The sequence below is a fragment of the Rhodococcus tukisamuensis NBRC 100609 genome (assembly GCF_001894985.1).
Lineage (GTDB): Bacteria > Actinomycetota > Actinomycetes > Mycobacteriales > Mycobacteriaceae > Rhodococcus_G > Rhodococcus_G tukisamuensis.
This window is the reverse complement of record NZ_BCXG01000009.1, coordinates 164,138-182,284: the sequence shown is the minus strand read 5'-3', so window position 1 is coordinate 182,284 and position 18,147 is coordinate 164,138. Positions and strand designations below refer to the sequence as shown.

Annotated in this window: 16 protein-coding genes; 3 read left to right on the top strand and 13 right to left on the bottom strand. The window is 69.3% G+C overall.

Annotated features, from left to right (window positions below; genetic code table 11):
• Positions 1-6: 6 nt before the first annotated feature.
• The 6 genes from RT2_RS12845 to RT2_RS12825 form a co-directional block, all read right to left on the bottom strand.
• Positions 7-999 (bottom strand): sulfate/molybdate ABC transporter ATP-binding protein, encoded by a 993-nt coding sequence (locus RT2_RS12845; protein WP_072845173.1) that lies wholly within the window; start codon positions 997-999, stop codon positions 7-9.
• The gene (cysW, locus tag RT2_RS12840; RefSeq protein WP_092776183.1) at positions 996-1,772 is read right to left on the bottom strand and encodes a sulfate ABC transporter permease subunit CysW; all 777 of its coding nucleotides are present in this window, start codon (positions 1,770-1,772) and stop codon (positions 996-998) included. Before cysW ends, RT2_RS12845 begins: the two co-directional genes overlap by 4 nt.
• Before the next feature lie 26 nt (positions 1,773-1,798).
• Positions 1,799-2,719, bottom strand: coding sequence for a sulfate ABC transporter permease subunit CysT (gene cysT / locus RT2_RS12835; RefSeq protein WP_371851163.1), 921 nt, complete (start codon positions 2,717-2,719; stop codon positions 1,799-1,801).
• Between the two features lie 7 nt (positions 2,720-2,726).
• On the bottom strand, positions 2,727-3,776 hold the full coding sequence (locus RT2_RS12830; RefSeq protein ID WP_072845170.1) for a sulfate ABC transporter substrate-binding protein: 1,050 nt from the start codon (positions 3,774-3,776) through the stop codon (positions 2,727-2,729).
• A gap of 170 nt (positions 3,777-3,946) precedes the next feature.
• Entirely contained in the window at positions 3,947-4,021 is a 75-nt protein-coding gene (locus RT2_RS26820; RefSeq protein ID WP_371851165.1) for an Ms4533A family Cys-rich leader peptide, read from the bottom strand.
• Positions 4,022-4,171: 150 nt separating this feature from the next.
• Positions 4,172-4,384, bottom strand: a complete 213-nt coding sequence (locus tag RT2_RS12825) for a hypothetical protein (RefSeq protein ID WP_072845169.1) — start codon at positions 4,382-4,384, stop codon at positions 4,172-4,174.
• Between the two features lie 63 nt (positions 4,385-4,447).
• Between RT2_RS12825 and RT2_RS12820 the strand changes: the two genes are divergently transcribed.
• A complete protein-coding gene (locus tag RT2_RS12820) occupies positions 4,448-6,412 on the top strand; it encodes a glycoside hydrolase family 15 protein (RefSeq protein ID WP_072845190.1) in 1,965 nt (654 codons plus the stop codon).
• Between the two features lie 103 nt (positions 6,413-6,515).
• Here the strand turns inward: RT2_RS12820 and RT2_RS12815 are convergent, their stop codons facing one another.
• The 5 genes from RT2_RS12815 to RT2_RS12795 all read right to left on the bottom strand — a co-directional run bounded on the left by RT2_RS12815 (position 6,516) and on the right by RT2_RS12795 (position 12,724).
• Entirely contained in the window at positions 6,516-7,448 is a 933-nt protein-coding gene (locus tag RT2_RS12815) for an NAD(P)H-dependent flavin oxidoreductase (RefSeq protein ID WP_072845168.1), read from the bottom strand.
• Between the two features lie 44 nt (positions 7,449-7,492).
• Entirely contained in the window at positions 7,493-9,334 is a 1,842-nt protein-coding gene (gene lepA, locus RT2_RS12810) for a translation elongation factor 4 (protein ID WP_072845167.1), read from the bottom strand.
• Between the two features lie 151 nt (positions 9,335-9,485).
• Entirely contained in the window at positions 9,486-10,916 is a 1,431-nt protein-coding gene (locus RT2_RS12805) for a DUF2252 domain-containing protein (RefSeq protein ID WP_072845166.1), read from the bottom strand.
• Positions 10,917-11,241: 325 nt separating this feature from the next.
• Positions 11,242-11,772, bottom strand: a complete 531-nt coding sequence (locus RT2_RS12800) for a DUF1269 domain-containing protein (RefSeq protein WP_072845165.1) — start codon at positions 11,770-11,772, stop codon at positions 11,242-11,244.
• A gap of 406 nt (positions 11,773-12,178) precedes the next feature.
• Complete coding sequence (locus RT2_RS12795) at positions 12,179-12,724, bottom strand: hypothetical protein (RefSeq protein ID WP_139191204.1); 546 nt, start codon at positions 12,722-12,724, stop codon at positions 12,179-12,181.
• Positions 12,725-13,403: 679 nt separating this feature from the next.
• On the opposite strand from RT2_RS12795, the gene RT2_RS12790 reads away from it, so the two are divergent.
• Both RT2_RS12790 and RT2_RS12785 read left to right on the top strand, forming a co-directional pair.
• Positions 13,404-13,904, top strand: coding sequence for a dihydrofolate reductase family protein (locus tag RT2_RS12790; protein ID WP_245709355.1), 501 nt, complete (start codon positions 13,404-13,406; stop codon positions 13,902-13,904).
• Positions 13,901-14,323 (top strand): hypothetical protein, encoded by a 423-nt coding sequence (locus tag RT2_RS12785; RefSeq protein WP_072845162.1) that lies wholly within the window; start codon positions 13,901-13,903, stop codon positions 14,321-14,323. Before RT2_RS12790 ends, RT2_RS12785 begins: the two co-directional genes overlap by 4 nt.
• On the opposite strand, the gene helR is transcribed toward RT2_RS12785, so the two are convergent.
• Together helR and RT2_RS12775 are read right to left on the bottom strand one after the other, a co-directional pair.
• Complete coding sequence (gene helR / locus RT2_RS12780; RefSeq protein WP_072845161.1) at positions 14,283-16,529, bottom strand: RNA polymerase recycling motor ATPase HelR; 2,247 nt, start codon at positions 16,527-16,529, stop codon at positions 14,283-14,285. The genes RT2_RS12785 and helR overlap by 41 nt on opposite strands.
• A 222-nt stretch (positions 16,530-16,751) precedes the next feature.
• Positions 16,752-18,038: a hypothetical protein gene (locus RT2_RS12775; protein ID WP_072845160.1), complete on the bottom strand. Its 1,287-nt coding sequence runs from the start codon at positions 18,036-18,038 to the stop codon at positions 16,752-16,754.
• Between the last annotated feature and the right edge of the window lie 109 nt (positions 18,039-18,147).

Sequence of the window (18,147 nt, the reverse complement as noted above, 5' to 3'; positions counted from 1 at the left end):
GCCGCCTCAGGACGGGATGTCGGGGATCAGCGTGGCGCGGGCGTAGACGGTCTCGCCCTCCTGCAGCTGCAGCGCCTCGCTGTCGCCGCGGGTCACCTGCGCGGCGAACAGGTCGCCGGTGGCCGCGTTGCGCAGCTCCACCCGCACCTCGAACCCGAGGTGCACCACCCGCTCGACCGTGGCGCGGGTGACGCCCGCGGACTCCGCCGTGCCGGCCTTCTGCGCGACCGCCATGCTCGGGTCGCGCCCGACGCGGATGTCGTGCGGCCGGACCAGCTGGCCGTTGAGTTTGGCCACGGGCCCGAGGAACGACATCACGAAGTGGTTCGCCGGCCGGTCGTAGAGGTCCCGCGGGGTCCCGACCTGCTCGATCCGCCCCTTGTTGAGCACCGCGATCCGGTCGGCGACGTCGAGCGCCTCCTCCTGGTCATGGGTGACCAGCACGGTGGTCACGTGCACCTCGTCGTGCAGGCGCCGCAACCAGGTCCGCAGGTCCTCGCGCACCTTGGCGTCGAGCGCGCCGAACGGCTCGTCGAGCAGCAGTACCTGCGGGTCCACCGCCAGCGCGCGGGCCAGCGCCATCCGCTGACGCTGACCACCCGACAGCTGCGCCGGGTAGCGGTGCTGGAACCCGTCGAGACCGACGATCTCGAGCAGGTCGTTGACCTTCTTGGTGATCTCGTTCTTCGGCCGCTTGCGGATCTTCAGGCCGAACGCGACATTGTCCCGCACCGTCATGTGTTTGAACGCCGCGTAGTGCTGGAAGACGAACCCGATGTCCCGCTTCTGCGGCGGCACGCCGGTCACGTCCTTGCCGGCGATGGTGATGGTGCCGCCGTCCGGGTTCTCCAGGCCGGCGATCGACCGCAGCAGCGTCGACTTCCCCGAGCCCGACGGCCCCAGCAACGCGGTCAGCGACCCGGCCGGGATCTCCAGGGTCAGGTCGTCCAGCGCGGCGAAGTCGCCGTAGTTCTTTCGCGCCCCGATCACGGAGATCATGCGTTGCTCCTCTTGCGGTCCAGCAGCGTCATCAGCAGCAGCGTCACCAGGGCGATGCCCATCAGCAGTGTCGCCGCGCAGTACGCGCCGTAGGTGTTGTGGTCGTCGATGTAGCGCGAGTGCACCAGCAGTGTCAGGGTCTGGGAGACGCCCGGGAACCCGGACGAGACCATGATCACCGCGCCGAACTCGCCGAGCGCGCGGGCCACGGTGAGCACCACGCCGTAGGTCAGTCCCCACCGGATCGCCGGCAGCGTGATCCGCCAGAACGTCTGCCACTTGGACGCCCCGAGGGTGGCCGCGGCCTGTTCCTGCTCGTCGCCGATCTCGTGCAGCACCGGTTCGACCTCACGCACCACGAACGGCAGCGTGACGAAGATGGTCGCCAGGACCATGCCGGGCAGGCCGAAGATGACCTGGAACCCCCACGAGTCGAGCGCACCGAACCAGCCGTTGACGCCCCACAGCAGGATCAGCGAGACGCCGACCACGATCGGGGACACCGCGAACGGCAGGTCCACCAGCGCCTGCATCAGCCCGCGGCCGGGGAACCGGCCCCGGACCAGCGCCAGCGCCGTGACCACGCCGAACGCCACGTTGATCGGCACCACGATGGCCACGATCAGCAGCGACAGGTTCAGCGCCGAGATGGCCGCCGGGGTGGAGATCGCCTCGATGAACGAGGCGATGCCGCGCTCGAAGGTGCGCCACAGGATCACCATGATCGGCACCAGCAGCAGCATGAACAGGTAGCCGAGCGCGACCACCCGCATGCTCAGCCGGGCCGGGGTCGAGACGTTCACTGGGAATGCTCCTGACGTCGCTGGTTACGGCCGGCCACCACACGCAGCACGAGCAGCGTAAGGAACGAGATCGCCAGCAACGCCACCGAGATCGCGGCGGCGTCGACCGGCCGGTCGATCTCGATGCGCTGCTGGATCAGCTGCGAGGCCATCTGCGTCTCGTGCGGGATGTTGCCGCCGATCAGGACCACCGAGCCGTACTCGCCGATGGCCCGGGCGAACGCCAGCCCCGCGCCGCCGATCATCGCCGGGGCGAGCGTCGGCAGCACCACCTTCCGGAAGATCGTCAGGTTGCTCGCGCCGAGCGACGCCGCGGCCTGCTCGACGTCCCGGTCGAGTTCGATCAGCACCGGCTGCACCGACCGGACGACGAACGGCAGCGTCACGAACGCCAGCGCCACCACCAGGCCGGGCTGGGTCGCGTTGAGCTCGATGTGCACCGGGCTGTTCGGGCCGTACAGCGAGAGCAGCACGATGCTCGCCACGATCGTCGGCAGCGCGAACGGCAGGTCGATCAGCGCGTTGACGATGCGCTTGCCGGGGAACTCGTCGCGCACCAGCACCCACGCGATCAGGGTGCCCATCACCACGTTGATCAGGGCCACCACCACGGACACGCCGATGGTGATCCGCAGCGACGACAGCGCCGCCGGGCTGGTGACCGCCTCCCAGAATCCGGCCAGTCCGTCCTCGAGCGAGGTCACCGTCAGCGCCGCGAGCGGCAGCAGCACGATGACGCTGAGCCAGAGCATCGCCACGCCGATGCCGAGCGGACCGACGGTGCCGGTGACCGAGGACCAGCCGCGGCGCCGCCGGGCCTTCGGCGCGGGCGCCGGGCCGGACGCGACGTCGGCGGCCGACGGGGAGCCGATCTGGGACACCGCTCCCCCCGTCGCCGTGTCGGTCGCACTCGTCACGGTCAGGCTACTTGCTGACGCCGTCATAGATCCTCGCGATCGTTCCGGAATCCTTCTTGAACAGGGATTCGTCGATGGCCTTCCAGCCACCCAGGTCCGCGACCGTCCACAGCTTCGCCGGGGCCGGGAAGTCCGCGGCGAACTCGGCCGCGACCGCGGGGTCGACCGGGCGGAAGCCCGACTCGGCCCAGAGCTTCTGCGCCTCGGGGGTGAACAGGAAGTCCTTGAACGCGCTCGCCTGCTCGGGGTTCTTGCTGTTCTCCAGCACCGCAACCGGGTTCTCGATCTTGAAGGTCGTCGGCGGGGTGACGTGCTCGACGGGGTCGCCGTTGCGCTCGGCGAAGAGTGCCTCGTTCTCGTAGCTCAGCAGCACGTCGCCGCGGCCCTGCAGGAACGTCTCCGTCGCCTCGCGACCGGACTTCGGCTGCACCTTCACGTGGTCGGTGACCAGCGCGTTGACGTAGTCGAGTCCGGCCTGCGGGTTCGCCCCGCCTTCGCTCTTGGCCGCGTAGGGCGCCAGCAGGTTCCACTTCGCCGACCCGGAGCTGAACGGGTTCGGGGTGATCACCTCGATGCCCGGCGCCAGCAGGTCGTCCCAGTCCTTGATGCCCTTGGGGTTGCCCTCGCGCACCACGATGGTGACCACCGAGCCGAACGGAATGCCGTGGTAGGCATCGGCATTCCAGTCCTCGCTCACCAGGCCGGCATCGACGAGCCGGGTGATGTCCGGCTCGACGGAGAAGTTGACGACGTCGGCCGGCGCCCCGTCCTTGACCTTGCGGGACTGGTCGCCCGACGCCCCATAGGACGGCTGGACCGTTACGTCCTTGCCCGCCTCCGTCTGCTGGAAGGCGGGGGTCACCGCGTCGAAACCGACCTTGGGCACCGCGTAGGCGAACAGGTTGATGGTGGTCGCGCCGCCGTCGGAGCCGGAGCCGGACTCACCGCCGATCACGTCGGACGAACCGCCGCTGCACGCGGTGAGGGCCACCGTCGCGGCGGTGAGGGCCGCGGTGAGGAGGAGTCCGGAACGGGTGACGCGTGAGCGAATGCTCATGAGGGTTGTGCCTTTCACGACTGCGCCACGAGGGCGAGAGGATTCCTCGGTCACAGACCGCACGAACGCCACGCCGGAACGGGCGTGGTGTCGGGGTGACCGAGGAGAACAAGAGAATGGTGCCCACTGACGTGGGGCGAACCGGCCGCGGCTTCAGCCAGGCGGGGACGTCAACAACAGTCGATGTCGGCGACCGCAAGCATGCCGACAGCGATCAACGCCAATTCATGGCGGACCTGGTGCACGACAGTTGCAGACACGCGGGTGAATGTATCAGAGCCCGCGACCCGGATCGAACCGGGCCGCGGACGAGGGAGGCTAGCGGGTCAGCAGCCAGCCGACCAGGACCAAGAGGATCAGCGCGATCAGCGCGAGGGTTACTCGTGAACGGGGCATCAGTGCTCACCTCCGACCACGGTCGGGGCCGGCACCGACGCACGGTCACGACCGAGCAGCGCAAATACCCGGGCGAGCACCAGATCGAATCCACGGGCGATGCCGAAGGCTGCCGGCAGCACCACGCCCATCACCAGCAACAGCTGCGGGACGTACGGCAGACCGATGAGCCACAGCTCGGCTCCGTCCCACCAACTGGCGATCTGATTCACGGACCCACCCTATCGTCCGGCGCCCGGGTGGACGCCCGCGCCCGGCGGGCAGATGATGAGCTGATGGGAACCTCCGAGGATGCCGAGCTCCCCGCCAACCTGCCCGCCGTCGTCGACTCGACGCACCGCAGCACCTTCCCGCCGATCGACGACTACGCGTTCCTCTCCGACTGCGAGAGCACCTGCCTGATCTCTCGCAGCGGCGCCGTCGAGTGGATGTGCCTGCCCCGCCCGGACTCCCCCAGCGTGTTCGGGGCCGTCCTGGACCGCAGCGCCGGGCACTTCCGGATCGGGCCCTACGGGCAGAACGTGCCGGCCGCGCGGCGGTACCTGCCGGGCGGCCTGATCGTCGAGACCACCTGGCAGACCGAGACCGGCTGGCTGGTGGTCCGCGACGCCCTGGTGATGGGTCCGTGGCACAACAACACCCACCGCTCCCGCACCCACAAGCGCACCCCGACCGACTGGGACGCCGAACACATCCTGCTGCGCACCGTCAAGTGCGTGAGCGGGACGGTCGAGCTGGAGATGAGCTGCGAGCCCGCCTTCGACTACCACCGGTCCACCGCACGCTGGGAGTACACCGGCAAGGTGTACGAGGAGGCCACCGCGACCTGCGAGGCCAGCGCGCTCGGCGAGCAGCCGACGCTGCGGGTGACCACCAACCTCAAGCTCGGGCTCGAGGGCCGCGAGGCCCGGGCCCGCACCCGGATGTTCGAGGGCGACAACGTCTTCGTCGCCCTGACCTGGGCCGACCAGCCGATGCCGACGACCTTCGAGGAGGCCGCGGACAAGATGTGGAAGACCGCCGAGTGCTGGCGGCAGTGGATCAACATCGGCCGCTTCCCCGACCATCCGTGGCGGGGCTACCTGCAGCGCAGTGCCCTGACCCTGAAGGGACTCACCTACGCGCCCACCGGCGCCCTGCTCGCCGCGTCGACCACGTCCCTGCCGGAAACCCCCGGCGGCGAACGGAACTGGGACTACCGCTACGCGTGGGTCCGGGACTCCACCTTCGCCCTGTGGGGCCTGTACACCCTGGGCCTGGACCGGGAGGCCAACGACTTCTTCGCGTTCATCTCCGACGTCTCGCAGTCCGAGGACGGGCATCCGAACCCGCTGCAGGTGATGTACGGGATCGGGGGCGAGCACTCGCTCGAGGAGCTCGAGCTCAACCACCTGTCCGGCTACGACGGCGCCCGCCCGGTGCGAATCGGCAACGGCGCGTACAACCAGGAGCAGCACGACATCTGGGGCACCATGCTGGACTCGGTGTACCTGCACGTCCGCTCCCGCGACCAGGTGCCGGACGCGCTGTGGCCGCTGCTCAAACGCCAGGTCGAGGAGGCGATCAAGCACTGGCGCAAGCCCGACCGTGGCATCTGGGAGGTGCGCGGCGAACCGCAGCACTTCACCACCTCCAAGCTGATGTGCTGGGTGGCCCTCGACCGCGGCGTGAAGCTCGCCACCCTGCACGGGGAGAAGTCGTACGCCCGGCAGTGGTCCGAGATCGCCGAAGAGATCCGGGCCGACATCCTCGAGCACGGCGTGGACGAACGCGGCGTGTTCACCCAGCGGTACGGGCACCCGTCGCTGGACGCGTCGCTGCTGCTGGTCCCGCTGCTGCGGTTCCTGCCGGCCGACGACCACCGGGTCCGCGCGACCGTGCTGTCCATCGCCGACGAGCTGACGGAGGGCGGGCTGGTGCTGCGGTACCGGGTCGAGAGCACCGACGACGGGCTCTCCGGCGACGAGGGCACGTTCACCATCTGCTCGTTCTGGCTGGTGTCCGCGCTGGTCGAGATCGGCGAACTGCCCCGTGCCAAGCGGCTCTGCGAGCGTCTGCTCGGCTACGCCAGCCCGCTGAAGCTGTACGCGGAGGAGATCGACGCCCGCACCGGCCGGCATCTCGGCAACTTCCCGCAGGCCTTCACGCACCTGGCGCTGATCAACGCCGTCGTGCACGTGATCCGCGCCGAGGAGTCCGCCGCCTCCGGCACCTTCCAGCCCGCGCACTCCCCCACGTAGGTCTCCGCCGTTCCCCAATGTCACATCGGGTGCCCCGGGGTTACCCGATGTGACATTGGGGACCTGCATCCGGGTAGTGAACCAGGCCGACGGGCGCCCGCGCTCAGGCGAACCGGCGCAGCAACCGCTCCGCGTCGGCCGCGATCGACCGCACCACGTCGCCCGCCGGGCGCTCCGACGTCACCAGTCCCGCGACCTCTCCCGCGTACACGACGCCCTGCCGGGGGTCGGCCGGATCGTATGCGGCCGAAAGGGTTTCGTTGTCGGCGCCGCGACCGTCCCACTTGTCGGTGTAGTCGTTGGTCAGCGCCCGGCCGCCCCAGCGGGCCGGCCACGGCTGATCGCGAGCCTGGTCGAAGACGGACGTGTACACCGTGTCGGCGCTGCCGGCCTCGATCAGCCGTCGCCGCGCGTAGTCCGGGCCGATGGTCTCGGGGCTCGCGAGCAGCGCGGTGCCGATCAGCGCACCCTCCGCGCCCGCGGCGACGACGGCGGCCAGGCCGCGTCCGGTGCCGATGCCCCCGGCCGCGAGGACCGGCAGGCGGGTCGCGTCGAGCACCTCCTGCAGCAGCGGCAGCGTCCCGATCCGGCCGGTGTGGCCGCCGGCCTCGCCGCCCTGCGCGATCACGAAGTCGACCCCCGCGCGTTCGACGACCCGCAGGTCCTCGACGGTGTTCACCTGCGACACCGCCAGCGCGCCCGCCGCGTGCACCCGCTCGACGTAGGGCGACGGGTCGCCGAACGACAGGGAGACCACCCGGGGCTTCTCCGCGAGCGCCGCCCCGAGCAGGGTGTCGTCGTCGTCGAGCGCCCACGTCATCAGCCCGATACCCAGTGCGCCGCCGCCGATCTCGCGCGCGACCGCGGACTCGGCGGCGATCCACTCCGGCGTCGCGTACCGCGCCGCACCGAGCAGCCCGAGCCCACCGGCCCGGGTCACCTCACCGGCGAGCTTGCCGCCGGCCCGGCCGCCCATCGGCGCACCGAGGATCGGCACCTCCAGTCCCAGTTCTCGGGTCAGCCAGGTGTCGATCACGGCACCCTCCTCCGGTTCCGGACGGCCGGCGTCGGTCCGCCGGACTACTTCTTGGGCTTCTCGCCGACCGACTCGGACGTCAGCGCCGCCACGAAGGCTTCCTGCGGGACCTCGACGCGACCGATGGTCTTCATTCGCTTCTTGCCCTCCTTCTGCTTCTCGAGCAGCTTGCGCTTACGGCTGATGTCGCCGCCGTAGCACTTGGCGAGCACGTCCTTGCGGATCGCGCGGATGTTCTCGCGGGAGATGATCTTCGAGCCGATCGCCGCCTGGATCGGCACCTCGAACTGCTGACGCGGGATGAGCTCACGCAGCTTCGAGGTCATCCGGCCGCCGTACGCGCCCGCGTTGGTGCGGTGCACGATCGAGGAGAACGCGTCGACCGCCTCGCCCTGCAGCAGGATGTCGACCTTGACCAGGTCCGACTGCTGCTCGCCGGACTCCTCGTAGTCGAGGCTGGCGTAGCCCTTGGTCCGCGACTTGAGGGCATCGAAGAAGTCGAACATGATCTCGCCCATCGGCAGCGTGTAGCGCAGCTCGACGCGCGTCTCCGACAGGTAGTCCATGCCGCCGAGTTCGCCGCGGCGGCTCTGGCACAGTTCCATGATCGCGCCGGTGTACTCGCTCGGGGCGATGACGGTGCACTTGGCCATCGGCTCGTACACCTCGCGCACCTTGCCCTCGGGCCAGTACGACGGGTTGGTCACCTCGTGCTCGGCGCCGTCCTCCATCACCACGCGGTAGACCACGTTGGGTGCGGTGGAGATGAGCTCGAGGCCGAACTCGCGCTCGAGGCGGTCGCGGGTGATCTCCATGTGCAGCAGGCCGAGGAAGCCGCAGCGGAAGCCGAAGCCCAGCGCCACGGACGTTTCCGGCTCGTAGGCCAGCGCGGCGTCGTTGAGGCGCAGCTTGTCCAGGGCGTCGCGCAGCACCGGGTAGTCGGAGCCGTCCATCGGGTACAGGCCGGAGTAGACCATCGGCTTGGGGTCGCGGTAGCCGACCAGCGGCTCGGTCGCGCCGTTGCGGAAGGTGGTGACGGTGTCGCCGACCCGCGACTGGCGGACGTCCTTCACACCGGTGATCAGGTAGCCGACCTCGCCGACGCCCAGACCGGTGGTGGCCTTGGGTTCGGGCGAGATGATGCCCACCTCGAGCAGCTCGTGGGTGGTGCCGGTCGACATCATCGTGACCTTCTCGCGGGGACGGATCTTGCCGTCCACCACGCGCACATAGGTGACGACGCCGCGGTACGCGTCGTACACCGAGTCGAAGATCATCGCGCGGGCCGGGCCGTCGGCGTCGCCCACCGGGGCAGGCACCTGACGGATCACCTCGTCGAGCAGTTCCTTGACGCCGACGCCCGTCTTGCCGGAGACGCGGAGCACGTCGCCGGGCTCGCAGCCGGTGATGTGCGCGATCTCCTCCGCGTAGCGCTCGGGGTCGGCGGCGGGCAGGTCGATCTTGTTCAGGACCGGGATGATCTTGAGGTCCTTCTCCATCGCGAGATAGAGGTTGGCCAGCGTCTGCGCCTCGATGCCCTGGGCGGCGTCGACCAGCAGCACCGCGCCCTCACAGGCCTCGAGCGCGCGCGAGACCTCGTAGGTGAAGTCGACGTGGCCGGGGGTGTCGATCAGGTGGATGACGTATTCCTCGTCGTCCATCGTCCACGGCAGCCGCACGTTCTGGGCCTTGATGGTGATGCCGCGCTCGCGCTCGATGTCCATCCGGTCCAGGTACTGGGCACGCATCGCCCGCTCCTCGACCACACCGGTGAGCTGCAGCATCCGGTCCGCCAGCGTCGACTTGCCGTGGTCGATGTGCGCGATGATGCAGAAGTTCCGGATCCGGGCGGGATCCGTGAACGTCGTGTCGGCGAAGCTGCTGATGGCGAACCCCTTAACTGGACGGCACCGACCCGCTTTCGGGCCGCTGTCTCCCTAGCAGGATATCCGTATCGCGCGGCCGTGAATGCCGCGGTGTGCGTCGGCCGCGCAGGTCCGCCGCGATCACGCCGCCGCGCGGTCGGGAAGACCGACATCAGGACTCCCGTTGTGCGGTGATCCTGCCGTCGTCGATCGCCTCGAGCAGCGCGGCGTGGTCGCGGGCGTTCTGATCGGCGTAGGACTCGGCGAACTCGGTCAGCGCTCTGTCGAAGTCGTCGTCCGAGCCGAGATACCCGGCGATGGCGAACCGGTCACCTGCGCGTGCATGCGCGAACGCGAGGACACGGGCGCACAGCCGGCCGTAGAGGGCCATCAGGTCGGCGGACATGGTCTCGATGACCGCCGAGCCCTTGCCGTCGCGCAGTTGACGGACGTAATAGTCCCGGACCGTCCCGTTTACGTCGGGCCCCTGCTGCCAACCGAGGAGGATGTCGCTGGCGGCCTGCGTCACCCGCTGCCCGGCCACGACGCGTTCGCCCTGGTTCGTATAGGACGGACCCTCCAGGTATCCGGCGAGGACCGACGGCCCCGCCTCCTTCGCCTGCAGGAACAGCGGGTCGCCACCGGGGCCGACAAGGAGGATGATCCAGGCGCGGGTGCCGACACTGCCCACGCCGACGACCTTCCGTGCGGTCTGGACGTATTCGAATCGGTCGAACAGGACACGTCGCGCGGGTTCGAGGGTGTCGCGGTACTCACGTAATCGCTGGATCAGCTCGCGGTTGATCCGCTCGGCCTCGGTGTCGCTGAGGATCTCCTCGATGGGGGCGATCAGCGGCGGCGCGCTCACGATCCGCGGCTGCCCGTTTTGCATCGTGGTCAGTTTGGACAGCGCCTGCATGCTGTCGCGGCCCCAGGATTTACGGATCGTCTTCTGGACACGCTTGCGCGTCGAGGAGTCCAGGACATCGCGGAGCTCGTCCAGTTGCGCGGTCGCGTCGATGTGGGAGTAGCAGACCGCGAGCTCGCCGCGGGCGGCCTGGTAGGTCATCGTCTCGCGGTACTCGGCCGCGCAGGCGCGGGCGATCCGTTTGCGCTGTTTGCCACCGAACCCGTTCTGGCGCCCGGCCACGGCCAGGCTAGCGATGAGTCGTTTGACATCCCATTCGAACGGTCCGGGATAGGTCTCGTCGAAGTCGTTCACGTCGAAGGCGAGTTCGCGTTCGGGCGTCGCGAAGAGTCCGAAGTTGCTCAGGTGGGCGTCCCCGCAGAGCTGTGTGTACAGACCCGTGGTCGGGGCCTGCGCGAGGTCGTCGGCCATCACCAGCGCAGCGCCTCGGTAGAACGCGAACGGCGAGTCGGCCATCCGCCCGTACCGGATGGGGACGAGGTCCGGGACCCGGCTGGCCGCCTGGGACTCGAGCAGTCCGACCGGGTCACGGTCACTGGTCGGAGCGTGTTCGGCGATGGCGCCGAACGGGATCCGGCGCCGGACCTTTTCGCCGTGTTCGATGCGGGCCGCCCGGGTCGGGTGGCCGACCCCGCCTGCGGGGCGCAGATCGGGGAACGTTTCCAGTTCTGCCATGGCGTGATCCCTTGGGTGATGTCGTCCGCGGATGAGGGGAGGTCCGCCCTGGCGAGCGGCATGCCGTCGTCACTTCTGTGGGCCAGCCTGTCCCGGATGGGATCGCTGTCCTCACCGTCCCCGCGTTCTCGACCGTCGGATTCTGGACATCCTGGCGGTCTCGGACACGGGACGGGCGGTGGTCACCGCCCAATTGATCGCAAGCGGGGCGCATCTGGGCATCGGCGGCGGAGCCGTCGAAAGCTCACGCGCGAACCAGACGCCCACGGATCCCGCCCAGCGGTTTCGCCGTCAGGCGGGACCAATCCGTGCGCAGGCGCACCTGTCAGGACTTGGACGCCTCGTCGATCTCCTTGCTGACCTGTTCGGGGTCAGCCTCGAGCTGCTTCTTGGTCACCTTGGCTGCGCGTTCGAGCGCCTGCTCGACGCGCGCTTCGAGATCCGTCGCCGCGATGACGATCAGCCCGCTGTTGCCCTCGTCCAGGAGCTCGCCCACCTCCTTGAGGTCGGAGCGGCTCATCCCGGCCGCGACATGGCCGCCGAGAGCCCCGAGGCCGGCGCCACCCGCACCGCCCAGCAACAGCCCTGCCCCGAGACCGACGGCCGGGAACAGGGCCACCAGCGCGCCCCCGACCAGGCCGATGCCGAGCCCACCCCACGCGCCCTGCCGGGTCGGCTGCTCGTGCTTCTTGACGATCTTGACCTTGCCCTTGTCCGTCCTGGTGATCACGGCCGCGTCGTAGGTGTCGACCAGGCCCGCCTCGACGTAGAAATCGTGCACGGCGTCGTAGTCGGCAAGCGCGGCGTCCTGCGAGTCGTAGACCGCCGCCAGCAGAGCGAATGTATCGAGGGCCATGATTTCCTCCGAGTGAATTGGTCGAGGGTGGGCCAGGTGGACGCCGTCGGTGAGTCGCTACCCGGTTGACGGGACGGCGATACCCAGGACACGAACCGCCTGGCCGTCGCACAGGGGCGGCGGCCGGGGACGGATCGGACGTGGCAGTACCTACCGGCAGTCCGGATGCCGAAGCCCAGAGGTCGAGCGCGATGCACTTGACGTCCGGCTTCCAGCCTCGGCACCCGCAGCGCCGGGCGCATCCCCCAAAACGGGTGAACACCGGCCAACTACCGGTACGACGCACCGAGTTGCAGGTTCCGGCTCGACGCACTCGACCTCGTGCAGTGGGAACTGCAGATCCTCGGAACCGAACAGCCTCCGCCCCAGCCTCGTCGAGGCGGGGGCGGAGGCTTTGTCGGGGCTCTCAGGAAGAGCCCGTGGCGTACGTGACGAGCGCAATGCCGACGCCAGGTCCGCCGTCGGGCAGCTTCACCAGCGGGCTCCTGGTGAACTTCAGTTCGGTGAGGTCGGACTCCCAGATCGGGCTCCCGACGTTCGCATGCCAAGACTCACGCATGTTGACCCGGATCCAACTGGTCAGGACGCCGGGATCCACCCAGAAGGTGTCCGGCGCCACCGGTCCCGCACCCACGAACTTCGTCGTAGGCGAGCTGAGCGCGTTGATGTCGAACACCCGCCGATACTCGGTCCTGGGGTTGCTCGACTTCGTACCGGGGTAATCCTTGGTTCCGACCTCCTCGTAGATCGGAACCCCCGCGTTCCAAGCCGCGATCAGTGCCTGGCTCGTCATCCCCTGGGGCGCGGCAATGTCGCCGACACCTGCGCCCGCGGCGAAAGTGGTGACGGGCGCCGGCGGATCCGTCGTTGCGCCCGCCGGTGCCGCCACTCCGATACCGATCGCGACCGCGGCCACGCCCCCAGCTATTGCGCGTTTGGCTGAAATGCCCATGTCGATATCCCCCTCCTGGTTGGTGCCCTGTGGTGGGCCAAGGGGGTGCCGAACAATCCGCCCCCGACTGCTTCCCATCCCCAATGTCGGCAATGGATGCGTGGCCGTTACAAGAGGATTGGGAACTTTCGATGCCCCGAGTCCTGGCGCGTGCCGGCACTCCTCCCACGTCGGTCACCGGACCGGACCGAGTCGCTCCATGCAGGCATTCGAATCTCTGGAGCATCGACAGAAGCACAGGACGTCTCCCGGACAATCGGATCGGTCCTGCGCTACTCGCCCCGCTTCCTCCACGGCCGCATTCGCTCACCATCATTCGCCGATCGAACGGCAGATCCTCCAACAGCCAACGGATGGCAATTCGCCCACCCTCAGACAGGGAGAATTGCCGCATCCGGCGGCCCACGAACCGGATCGATGCCCGATACCGTCGGCCTATCGCAGAACTGGCCACCGATATCTCTTGGCGCCGGTCACGAGAATCCCTGCCGTCAAGATGGCGACAACCGCGATGCGTGACGTCTTGAACTTGCCGGCGGCTGTTGTACGTGAAGACATGGCGACCACCCCTCCGATTCGCCCCAGCGTCCGGAACTGCCCCCGGACGGGGCTGGGTAACCAACGATAATTCGAAACATAGCAATTTTCCAGCAAATATATTCTCAATGCGGCGCAGACGATGGCCGTACGATCGCTTGGACCGCCTACGACGACAAGCTTTCGCCTCGCGACCGGTCGCCAGCTGTGCCAGAGCAGCCTGCAGAAGGACGGAGCCGATGTCACGCCCATTGGTGAACTTCATCGCGATCATCGCCCGTCGCTCCGGCGGGCCGAGCTCGAAGCCATGCTGATCTACTCGATGAGCGTCTCGGTGGACGGCTTCATCGCCGACCGCGAGGGCGCGTTCGGGTGGACGGTTCCCGACGAGGAGCAGTTTCGCTTCCACACCGCGCAGGTGCGCGAGCTCGGCGGTTATCTTTGCGGCCGTAGACTTTACGAGACGATGCTGCCCTGGGAGACGGATCCGTCGCTGCGCGACGACGACCTCAGGTCGGCGTTCGCCGACGTCTGGTGCTTGAATCTGGTCGAGACCCGGACGTTCGGCTCGCGCGTGATCTACGAGCGCTACCGGCGCGCCCGGGACCGGTGCGGGCCGCCGGGCCGGGAGGTCGGTCGATGAGACAACGTCACCGTCTACGCCGGGTATCGATCGTCGCCGGAGCCGGCATCGCACTGCTCGTCGCTGCACAGCCGGCCGCCGCCGCGCCGACCGACACCGTCTTCCCCATTCCCGTCGTAGGAGTCGGGTGGATGAATCCGCCCGGACTCCCCACCGGGGGCAGCATGTACGTGACCGCCAGCACCGACCCGGCGACGCCGGGCGTCACGCGATTCTCCAACGACCGCTACTGCTGCGTCTTCATTCATTGGCGAAACATCTCGACCGGCGCGGCCGGGATCGCGTACCTCGGGTATCCGAGCGTCGAGGCCCAGACCGGGCCCGGAACCGTTTTCGCCGCCGTCACGGTGCCGACCGGCCCGCCCGGGTACCCGGCACTCATGCTTCTGCCCGGCGCCGGCGCCTGGACGGTCCCCTGACCGCCGGCGCTTGTTCTTCGCGACGCGACCGGTGACGGCCTGTGAGGACGACGAGTCGCTGGGTCGCCCGGGTCATCGCGACGTAGCGGTCGACCGCCCCCTCGATGCCGTCACCGAACTGCTCGGGGTCGACCAGGACGACCAGGTCGAACTCGAGGCCCTTCGCCAGCTCCGGGGTCAGCGACCGGACGCGGGTCGTCGCCGGGAACGTCCTGCTGCCGACGTCACCGGTGCCGATGACGCAGGCGATCCCGTCGGCACTCTCCGCGAGCCAGGTGTCGAGGACCGCGTCCAGGTCCGAGACGGACCCGTGGGCGACGGGGATGCCGCTGCTGCGGATGGAGGTCGGCACGTTGGCGTCCGGGAGGGCGGCCCGGATGACCGGCTCGGCCTCGGCCATCACCTCGGCCGGCGTCCGGTAGTTGATGCTGAGGGAGGCCAGGTCCATCCGGTCGAGCCCGATCCGCGCGAGCCGGTCCTGCCACGACTCCGTGAACCCGTGCCGGGCCTGGGCGCGGTCACCGACGATGGTGAAGCTCCGAGAAGGGCAGCGCAGCAGCAGCATCCGCCACTGCGCGTCGGTCAGTTCCTGCGCCTCGTCCACCACGATGTGCGCGAACGGACCGGCGAGCGCATCTTGACTGACGCGAGTCGGGTCGACGGCAGGCAGCGCGGCCTCGTCGACCAGCATCTCCTGCAGGTCCTGCTGCCGCAGCTGCGTCATCAGGCCCTCGCCGTCGGCATAGGTGTCGGACGCGATCAGGTCGTCGATGACCCTGGACCGCTGCTCGCGCTCGGCCGCGACGGCGGCGTTGTACCGACGCTGACGTCGTGACGCCTCGGGATCTCCGAGCCGCTGCCGTGCGGCGTCGAGCAGCGGCAGGTCGGAGACAGTCCACGCTTTCGCGTCCGCGCGCTGCAGCTTCCGAACCTCGTCGGGGCTGAGCCAGGGCGCGCACTTGCGCAGGTAGGCGGGCACCGACCACAGGTCGGCGACGAGGTCGGCCGCCTCGATCAGCGTCCATGCGTTGTCGAGGGTGGTGCGCAGTTCGTCGTTGCGTTGCAGCGACTTCCGGAGCTGGGCAGCCGGGACGGCACCGTCGTGCTTGTCCACCAGGATCGTCAGCAGCAGCTCCCAGATCTGCTCGCGGGCTTCGTTGTGCGGGGTCCCCGGCTCCGGTGCCCCGAACGCCTCGGCCCAGTCGTCGGGGCTGAGCCATATGTCGGACCACTCGGACGCGACCGTCATCCCCTTGGTCGGCGGCTGCTCGTAGAACCTGACGGCCTCCTCGATCGCCTTCACCAGATCCGCCGACGACTTCAGGCGGGCCAGCTCCGGGTCGGTCTCGTCCCGGGCTGCGGCACCCTCGGCGACCAGGTCGCGCAGGGTGCACAGCTGCACGCTGTCCTCGCCGAGGCTGGGCAGCACGTCGGCCACGTAGGCGAGGTAGGGCTCGTGCGGACCGACGAACAGCACGCCGTGACGGAGCCGGGGGTCGGAGTAGAGCAGGTACGCCGCTCGGTGCAGCGCGACGACGGTCTTGCCGGTGCCGGGACCGCCGTCGACGACGAGCGCGCCGCGAGATCCCGCGCGCACGATGGCGTCCTGGTCGGCCGCGATGGTGCCGAGCACGTCCCGCATCCGGGGCGACCGGTTGCTGCCCAGGCTGGCGATGAAGGCGGACTGGTCGTCGAGCGCGGCGTTGCCCTCCAACCCGTCGGGTGTGAACACCTCGTCCCAGTAGTCGCTGACCCGGCCACGGGCCCAGCGATACCTGCGGCGGCTGGCCAGGCCCATCGGGTTGGCGTGGGTCGCCCCGAAGAACGGCTCGGCCGCGGGCGAGCGCCAGTCGACCAGCAGCTGGTTGCCCGCGCCGTCCATGAGGCCGAGTCGTCCGACGTACACGGGCTCGGAGTCGTCCGCGCCGACCATGCGTCCGAGGCACAGGTCCAGGCCGTAGCGACGCAGGGCGCGCAGCTCGGCGCCCAGCCGGTGGACCATCATGTCCCGCTCCATCGCCTCCTGGCCCATTCGGCGGGGCGCCTTTCGCTCCGCGTCGATGCGGTTGGACAGGTCCGCGACGGACCTCTCGAGACTGTCCGCGAGGGCCGCGAAGTGCCGCTCGTCGTCGGCGATCAGCGTCGGGTCGGCCTTGGGGGCGAGGCGGTCGGAAAGGTCGAACGCACTGGTGGTCAGAGGGCTCACAGCATCAGCTCCGAAGTCCGTAGGTTTTGGCCTGGCCAGCGATTCTGCGGCACCACCCGGGCCTTGCCGCAAGCCCCGGGGTCGGCTATAAATTGAAAATGGAAGGGAGTCGGTACCCCTTCATTCGCGTCGGCGACCGACACTCGACGAACTCGCCACGATCACGGATCCGGAACACCTGGCCCACTGCCTGGCGGCTACGCCCCCACCCTTCCGAGCGCATCAGCCCCCGCCGAAACACGCTCCGTACCCGCCTGTTTCGAATGTCGCGGTCGAACAGTACGTCGCCTCCGGGTAGTACGCACCCATGCTCGCCGCCGGGTCGGTGTGCTGGTCCTGCGAGGCCTGCACCGACTGCGGGTAGAACTGCTGGCTCGGCAGCATGTGCCGCATGAACAGCACCTTCCGCGGCACCGCCGTCGAACCCCAGGGCAGGACCGTCACGGTCGGATCCGCCTGGGCTCGCGGCGGGACGTCGGCCGGCGCGGCCACCACGTAGGTGTAGTTCCCCGCGTGGTCGACCCGGGTCTGGAAGTCCGCCGCGCAGGCAACCACCGGGTACGGCGAGACCTGGTCGTTCTGGCACATCGACCAGTAGCGGACCTGGGTGCCCGGCTCGGTCGGCAGCGCGCCGGCGCGGGTGTCCGGGAAGGTCGGGGCCCGGCCGCGGACCACCACGATCCGGCCGGGCCGATAGGTCAGGCCGGCGCCGAGGTACTTGTTGTCGCCGTTGGGGAAGAGCCCGGACGTGCTGGCCGGGTTGACGAAGGTGGCCTCGGGCACGCCGCCCGGGAAGGCGCCGGAGGCGGCGCCGGCGATGACGTTGTCGAACGCCGCCGTCAGTGCCTGACCGACCGGACCGTTCTGCACGGCCGCGGGGTCGAACGCCGCCGCGCAGGTGGGCACCGGTGTCCGGACCGCGCCGTTGCCACGGACCAGCGTCACGTCCGGTAGCGGCACGCCGCCGGGCGCCGAGTTCGGGTCGTCGGGGACGTACACCCGGATGATCAGGAACCCGAGCGGCGCGGACTGGCCGGCGGCGGGCAGGCCCCGGATCTGGTTGACCGAGTGGTCGGCGGCGCCGGGCACCACCGTCGCATGCCAACGCCGTGCGGACTCGGGCGCGGCCGCCGCGGCGGGATCGGCAAACGGGTTGCCGCTGCCGGGGTCCGGTGCGATCTGGTTGTCCCGCAGCGTGTCGACGGTCCCGAAGTCGGTGCCGTAGGTGTTCAGGGACATGTAACGCGCGTCGGGGAAGGTGCCGCTCAACTCGATGCGCTCGTCGGGGGTCAGTGCGTAAGGCAGCACCCAGTACGTCGCGTTGACGTCCGGGAACGCCACGTTGAGCACCTGACTGTCCGACATGAACTGCCAGGCGCAACCGGGCTGGGACGCCGGCTGGGCCCGTTGCACCGCACCGGCCGGAGCCGCCGAGAGCGACGCGCACAGCACGGCGGCGGCCGCGAACGCGACAGACCTCGAACGTGGCAACGAGCCAGCTCTGCCCATGACCCACCCGTCCCGTCTCGTCGGAGTGCGGAGCGCAACGCGGTCGCGAATTCCAGTAAACACCCAGCGCCATGGCCATGTCGGCGCTCTCGTGGCAATACTGTGTCGT